The organism is Candidatus Nitrosopumilus salarius BD31, from assembly GCF_000242875.2.
Taxonomy (GTDB): Archaea; Thermoproteota; Nitrososphaeria; order Nitrososphaerales; family Nitrosopumilaceae; genus Nitrosopumilus; species Nitrosopumilus salarius.
Genome location: NZ_AEXL02000052.1, coordinates 1 through 1,527 on the forward strand (window position 1 = coordinate 1; position 1,527 = coordinate 1,527).

The window sequence follows — 1,527 nt, forward strand, 5'->3', positions numbered from 1 at the left end:
ATGAAGCTAAGGGATTTTCCGGAAAAGACCTTGAGATGATAGTTGATAAAATAACTTCAGACAAAAAAAGTGTGGCTTGACACAATGCTTACAGAGGAATTGAACTTGAATCTGGAGATTGTAGGCAGCCCACTAAAAAGCGCATTGAGAATGTTTGTATCATTTTTGATTGGAGGGTTGCTGCCAATACTGCCTTTCTTTGTTTTCTCTGGACTTGATGCCCTTTTTGTGGCAATAGGAATCAGCGTTTCCACCTCTTTTGGAGTTGGTGTGATCAAATCAAAGATGGCAAACACCAGCAAAATAATTGGAGGCTTGGAGATGGCAGGTCTAGGGACTGGCGTGGCTTTAATCGGTTATGGTATTGGAAGCGAGCTGTCTAATCTTGGGGTAATTCCAATTTGAGATTTTGAAAATAATCAAATCATTTTAAATTAATATCAACGTGGTATGTTTTTTGATAGTAGCAGTTGATATTTTTTACGTGTAAAAAGATTATTGCTTTTTCCACCAGTAGTGCTTTTCTTCCATATTGTGATGGATGAATTGATGTAATAGTTTTTTGAGATAATTCCACATGTCTGATTTCATTCTATAATGGCCTTCTTCCACACATTACATGCAGGACAGCGATTTACAATTTTAGACAAGATCTTTTTTGAGAATACATTACCACAATTTTCACATGTTTTCAAATCATTTAGTACCACCATTATGCCGTCACCCCAGCAGGAGTAGTTTGTTTATTTCTCAAATGGGTTTTTTCATGAATCAGAACTTGATCAAAAGTATCCATCCATCCATTCCATTGAAATTTACAAACTCTGCAGTTATACTTCAATTTGTTTTACCTCTTTTTCAAATTCTTTGAATGCGTTCACATCTTTTGACGTCTTGTCTTGTTTTCCTTTTAGTTTTAAAAATAGTCTTTTTAACATGATTACCTAAGCTGTATCTCGCTTATAAACACAAGAATTTTTAAAAAATGTCTCAATCACTGTGTATCTAATTCAGTCCTTTCTTTCAGATGTATAATTAATTAAAAAATTTTAACTGTAAAAATTTTACATTATTTTTCACAGGATTTACATCCACAATCAAACATGCCAGCTTTTTCCATACATTGATCATGGTGTTCGTTATAGCATTTATTACAAATAACCATTTTTCACTCCACTTTTGTGAGTTTTGTCGTGTTCGCGTACTTGATCAAAAGTATATGATGTTCCTTCCCAAGAAAAATCACACACACTACATTGGTATTTCATTTTATTTCATCTCCTCAGCTGAATTTGTTTTTTCAGATTTTTTAGATGAATTCACTTCGTCAATTAACTTGGTTTTACAAGAACCAAATTTCAGTTTTTCAATTATTTTTTTGAACATGGTTTTACTCCGTGGTTCGTTGGTATATACTGGCGTAATTTTTCAATTTCATGCCTAATTATCTATATATTTTTAATTTAACTATAAAATTTGATATGCAGATATATATTGATCATAACTTACTATATAGTATGACAAAAG

2 protein-coding genes are annotated in these 1,527 nt (G+C 32.4%); one reads left to right on the top strand and one right to left on the bottom strand.

The genetic code is table 11. The features are described 5' to 3' along the window. Positions 1-84 precede the first annotated feature (84 nt). A complete protein-coding gene (locus BD31_RS02265; protein WP_048097372.1) occupies positions 85-405 on the top strand; it encodes a VIT1/CCC1 transporter family protein in 321 nt (106 codons plus the stop codon). A gap of 307 nt (positions 406-712) precedes the next feature. Here the strand turns inward: BD31_RS02265 and BD31_RS10975 are convergent, their stop codons facing one another. Further along, positions 713-841 (bottom strand): hypothetical protein, encoded by a 129-nt coding sequence (locus BD31_RS10975; RefSeq protein ID WP_008297920.1) that lies wholly within the window; start codon positions 839-841, stop codon positions 713-715. Positions 842-1,527 lie beyond the last annotated feature (686 nt).